Below are 5,192 nucleotides of genomic sequence, written 5' to 3' on the forward strand. Positions count from 1 at the left end.
CTCCGGCTTCCGTGAGCTCCAGGAAGGCCAGGTCGTGAACTTCGACGTCACGCAGGGCCAGAAGGGCCCGCAGGCGGAGAACATCACCCCCGCCTGATCTCACAGCCAGACGACGGTGGCCCCCGGAACACACTTTCCGGGGGCCACCGTGTTTGCCTGACACCTCATGACATGCGCCGCGGCGGCGGTGTCAGCGCTCCATGACCCGCATCTGGGCCTCGGTGTGGGTGTCACCCGCGGCCGGCGGAAGGCTGCTGAGCCGGGCGAGTTGCTCGTCCGTGAGGCGCACGCCGTCCGCCGCGGTGTTCTCCTCGACGCGGGCCACCCGCCGGGTGCCGGGGATGGGCGCGATGTCGTCGCCCTGCGCCAGCAGCCAGGCGAGGGCGACCTGGGCCGGGGTGACACCGATCTCGGCGGCGACGGCGGCGACCTGATCGGCCAGACGCAGGTTGTGCTGGAAGTTCCCTTCGGTGAACCGGGGGTTGTCCGCACGGAAGTCGGTCGAGTCGAACTGATCGGTGGAGCGGATCGCACCGGTCAGGAAACCGCGCCCGAGAGGGGAGAAGGGGACGAAGCCGATGTTCAGTTCGCGCAGCACCGGCAGCACACGGGCCTCGGGGTCGCGCGTGAACAGTGAGTACTCGGACTGGACAGCGGTGACCGGATGCACGGCGTGGGCGCGGCGAATGGTGTCGGGACCTGCCTCGGAGAGGCCGATGTGCCTGATCTTGCCCTCGGCGACGAGTTCGGCCAGGCAACCGACGGTGTCCTCGATCGGGGTGCCGGCGTCGACACGGTGCTGGTAATAGAGGTCGATGTGATCGGTGTCCAGGCGCTTGAGCGAGCCCTCGACGGCGGCCCGGACGTTCTCCGGGCTGCTGTCCGTGGGCCCTGAGCGGCCGGTGTGGGAGATCAGGCCGAACTTGGTCGCCAGCACGACCTGGTCCCGGCGGCCCTTCAGCGCGCGGCCGACCAGTTCCTCGTTGACGTACGGCCCGTACACCTCCGCGGTGTCGATGAAGGTGACGCCGAGCTCCAGTGCGCGGTGGATGGTGCGGACGGACTCCGCGTCGTCGACCCCGGCACCGGTGTAGCCGTGGGACATGCCCATCGCACCCAGACCGATACGGGACACGTCCAGGTCACGCAGTTCGATGTGCTTCATCACTGTTCCTCTTCTCGTGGTCCGCCGACGCGCCGACGTCCATTCTCCGGCAGGCAGCCACGACGTGCCCCCGAGGCTGGTGCAGCACCTCGTGGGTGACCGCGCAGTCCCCGGCCGGGTTCGCGCGGTAGTCGTCGAGGTCCCCTACGGCATCGCGTGGGGGCGCAGGACCATGAGCGAGTCCTCCGAGGTCGCCACCATGGCGAAGGGGAACCGGTCGAGCTCAAGGCAGAGCGCGACATCATCGGGGTGGGCTCCCTGCCGTATGCCCTCCGCCAGCTCGACTGCGGCGCGCGAGGCGGCGGCACGGCGGAGGAAGTCCGTGGGATCCGTAGCGGCTCCGGTGGCCCGCCGGGCGATGTACCGGGCGCACGCCAGGTCCTCCTCGGCCCGGCCGTCCTCGCCGGTGACCACGAACGTGACCGCGGAGGTGCCGTGCGTGCGCAGGAGCTGGGCGGTCGCCTCCGCCACCACGAAGCCGGCGCACAGCACCAGCCGCGCCCTCTTGACCGCGAGGGCGCCGACCGTCCCTGCTGTGGTCTTCTGCACGACGGTCCGGCCAGTGAGGTCGACGGATCGCAGCAGCCCCGGGGAGTTCACGGCGTCGAAGCCGGGCGCGGGTGGGCCGTCCTTGAGGGCCACCCAGTCCGGGTGACGGGCCTTGAGCGCCAGGGCCGCGTCCAGCGACTCGGCGAGAACGATCTTTTCCGCCCCCTGGGCGAAGGCCCAGGCAGCCACGGTGTAGGCACGCATGACGTCGACCACGACCGCCACCGACGGCGTCTCGACCAGGTCCGCGATGCCGGAGAAACGAGTGTCCATGCCGAGCATGATCGGGCATGCCCGCCCCGGAGGCCCGGAGGCCCGGAGGCCCGGAGGCCCGGAGGCCCGGAGGCCCGGAGGCCCGGAGCTCCGACGGCCTCGGACCCCTCGGTCGCTCGGGCTAGGTGCGCTGGTGTTCCGTACCCTCTTGCGCTGTCGAGGCCTCGGCACCCTCTGCCGCTGTCGAGGCCTCGGCCGTTCCCGCGGACTTCGTGATCGTCTCGGAGCGGGGGCCGTTCCGGTCCATGAGGCCGCCGGTGAAGGCGAGGCCCAGGCCCGCAACGGCCAGGGCCGCGCCGACCAGGTTGGGCGAGGCCCAGCCCCAGCCCGCCGAGATGACCAGGCCGCCGAGCCAGGCGCCGCCCGCGTTGGCCAGGTTGAAGGCGGAGTGGTTGGAGGCCGCCGCCATGGTCGGGGCGTTCTTCGCCTTGGCCATGAGGAGCATCTGGACGGGCGTGGTGATGAGGGAGCCCATCGCGCCGATGAAGGTGATCGTGATCAGGGCGGGCACGGTGCTGTGGACGGTGAAGTAGAACGCCACCAGCGCCGCGGCGAGGAGAGCGAGTCCCCCGTACAGCGTCGGCCGTAGTGCGCGGTCCGTGAGCGGGCCCGCGAGCAGGGTGCCGCCGGTCATGCCGACGCCGTAGAGCGCGAGGACCAGTGTGGTCGACGTGTCCGAGATGCCCGTCAGATGGGTGAGCATCGGCACCAGATAGCTGTAGACGGCGAAGAACCCGCCGAAGCCGACGACGGCCGTGGCCAGGCCGATCGCGACCTGCCGGTTGCCCATCGCCCGTAGCTCGTGCCGGATGCCGGACAGCTGCCCGCGGGGCTGGTGGGGGACGAAGAGGGCCAGTGCGACCAGGGCTGCCAGGCCGATGACGGCGACCGTCCAGTAGGCGGAGCGCCAGCCCAGCTGCTGCCCGAGCGCCGTGCTGGCCGGTACGCCGACGATGTTCGCGACGGTCAGCCCGAGGAACATCTTCGAGACGGCGCGTGCGGCCCGGTCGGGGGCGACGAGCCGGGAGGCGACGACCGCTCCCACGCCGAACAGTGCTCCGTGCGGCAGACCCGACAGGAAGCGCGCGGCGAAGAGCAGACCGAAGTTGGGGGCGAGCGCGGACGCGGCGTTGCCGATCACGAACAGTCCGCCGAGGAGCAGCAGCAGCCGTTTGTGGGGGACGCGCGCACCGATGCCCGTGAGGACGGGGGCGCCGACGACGACCCCGAGCGCGTAGGCGGAGACGAGGTTGCCGGCCTGCGGCACGGACACGCCGACGCCGTCGGCGATCTGGGGCAGCAGCCCCATGGTGGCGAACTCGGTGGTGCCGATGCCGAACGCGACGACGGCGAGGGCCAGCAGGGCCAGGGGCATGGTGCGGGAGACCTTTCACAGACAGGGTCCGGTGGTGGGAGGCGAGGTAGGGCCGGAAACGTTCCCGGTTCCCGTGGCCCGTCGCGCTGAGCACCATTGCCCGGCAGCCCCAGAACGGGGCAAGCCTATAAGAAGGTCATAGGGCAGCTGATCTGGGCGTTCAGTGCCCAAGGTGCGACTGCGGGGCGCCGTGACGCGCTGTCGTCCGCCGTGACGCACGGTGGTGCGGGGTGGTTGATCGTGACCGGACATCACCGGACTGTGATCCGGGCTCGCCGGTTCCCCGCGCGATCGGAAGCGGCAAGTGGTGCGCACTGACCAGATACGGACAAGATACGACTGGCGTTGTCCGAACGTGACCGGCGTCAGGGCTAGACTGCAGCAACCGAACGGCCCCTGTCCTGCGTGTAGTTGATAGCTGAGAGCACCTGGGTGGTGAGAGGTGCCGATCGGACAGAACATGTCCGGGCGCTCATTCATGCCCCAAGACAAGGGAGATTGGCCCCGATGCACCACGAGGACGCAGCGGCTCCGGACGCGAGTCCGGAGCGGCTGATCGCTGACCGCTACCGCCTGCTGTCCACCCTCGGCGAGGGCGGCATGGGAACCGTGTGGCGCGCTCGCGACGAGGTGCTGCGCCGCGAGGTCGCCATCAAGGAGGTGCGCGCCCCCTCCGGGCAGTCCGCGGACAAGATCCAGCGCATGTACACCCGGCTGGAGCGGGAGGCGTGGGCCGCCGCCCGTATCACCGCCCCCAACGTGATCACCGTCCACGACGTGGTCACCGACGGCGACCGCCCGTGGATCGTGATGGAGCTGGTCCGTGGCCGCTCGCTCGCGGAACTGATCAGAACCCAGGGCGCGCTCTCCCCGCAGGAGACCGCGCGGATCGGCGCCCAGGTGCTGAGCGCGCTGCGGGCCGCGCACGCCGCCGACGTGCTGCACCGCGACGTGAAACCGGCCAACGTCCTGCTGGCCGAGGACGACAGGGTGATCCTCACCGACTTCGGTATCGCCATGGTGGTCGGCGACACCGCGCTCACCATGACCGGCGAGGTCGTCGGTTCCCCCGAGTACCTCGCCCCGGAACAGGCCCTCGGCCGCCCCCTCGGCCCCGCCACGGACCTGTGGTCCCTCGGCGTCCTGCTCCACACCGCCGTACAGGGCCGTTCACCCTTCAGGCAGGACAGCGCCCTGGGCACCCTGCGCGCCGTCGTCGACGACGAGCCGCCGTCCCCGCACCGGGCCGGCCCCCTGACCTCGGTCATCGAGGGCCTCCTGCGCAAGGACCCCGCCGAGCGAACCTCCGCCGAACAGACCGCGCGGGACCTGCGGCTCATAGCGGCCGGCGGCACGCCCGACGCCGACGTCACGGCGACGGAATCCACGCCCACGACGACCGTCGCCGCCGCCCGGGCCGGTGCCGCGCAGACCGGTGCCACGCAGACCGGCCAGGCGGGCCCCGCCGCGCAGTCCTCCCCGGCGGACGTCACCTCGGACGTCACCCTCGACGCGCCCACCGAGGATCCGCGCATCGCGACGCGGATCTCGTCCTCGGACGTCACGGCGACGCGCACCGCGGCGACGGAAGCCGCGTCAGCACAGACCGCGGCAGCAGCGCGGACCGCGGCTGCGGAAGCCGCCGCGGCGCACACCGCGGCGACCGAAGCCGCGGCAACGCAGACCGCGGCGACCGAAGCCACCTCCGCGGCGACCGCCGACGCGCAGACCGGCGGCGTACGCCCCGAGACGCACCCCGTCTCCGCGGGCAACTCGTCGGAGACCGTCGTCGACGCGCCCGCCGGACAGGCGCACCCCGCACCGCAGGCC

At 71.6% G+C, this 5,192-nt stretch carries 5 protein-coding genes; 2 read left to right on the forward strand and 3 right to left on the reverse strand.

What is annotated here, in order from left to right:
- Positions 1–97, forward strand: a 97-nt coding sequence (locus tag ACFWGJ_RS41640) for a cold-shock protein (RefSeq protein WP_387330856.1), incomplete at its 5' end; no start/stop codon positions are given.
- A 93-nt stretch (positions 98–190) separates the two neighbouring features.
- On the opposite strand, the gene ACFWGJ_RS41645 is transcribed toward ACFWGJ_RS41640, so the two are convergent.
- The 3 genes from ACFWGJ_RS41645 to ACFWGJ_RS41655 form a co-directional block, all read right to left on the reverse strand.
- A complete protein-coding gene (locus ACFWGJ_RS41645) occupies positions 191–1,165 on the reverse strand; it encodes an aldo/keto reductase (RefSeq protein WP_387334163.1) in 975 nt (324 codons plus the stop codon).
- A gap of 144 nt (positions 1,166–1,309) precedes the next feature.
- On the reverse strand, positions 1,310–1,987 hold the full coding sequence (locus ACFWGJ_RS41650; RefSeq protein ID WP_387334164.1) for a 2-phosphosulfolactate phosphatase: 678 nt from the start codon (positions 1,985–1,987) through the stop codon (positions 1,310–1,312).
- 121 nt (positions 1,988–2,108) lie between these two features.
- Positions 2,109–3,362, reverse strand: a complete 1,254-nt coding sequence (locus tag ACFWGJ_RS41655; RefSeq protein WP_387334165.1) for an MFS transporter — start codon at positions 3,360–3,362, stop codon at positions 2,109–2,111.
- A 507-nt stretch (positions 3,363–3,869) separates the two neighbouring features.
- On the opposite strand from ACFWGJ_RS41655, the gene ACFWGJ_RS41660 reads away from it, so the two are divergent.
- The coding region (locus ACFWGJ_RS41660; protein ID WP_387334166.1) for a serine/threonine-protein kinase at positions 3,870–5,192 on the forward strand (1,323 nt) is incomplete at its 3' end.

Source organism: Streptomyces sp. NPDC060205, assembly GCF_042728395.1.
Classification (GTDB): Bacteria; Actinomycetota; Actinomycetes; order Streptomycetales; family Streptomycetaceae; genus Streptomyces.

Excerpts from the sequence above, each read along its gene's own strand:
- ACFWGJ_RS41645 (WP_387334163.1), bottom strand. The coding sequence starts at position 1,165 with ATGAAGCACATCGAACTGCGTGACCTGGACGTGTCCCGTATCGGTCTG.
- ACFWGJ_RS41650 (WP_387334164.1), bottom strand. The coding sequence starts at position 1,987 with ATGGACACTCGTTTCTCCGGCATCGCGGACCTGGTCGAGACGCCGTCG.
- ACFWGJ_RS41655 (WP_387334165.1), bottom strand. The coding sequence starts at position 3,362 with ATGCCCCTGGCCCTGCTGGCCCTCGCCGTCGTCGCGTTCGGCATCGGC.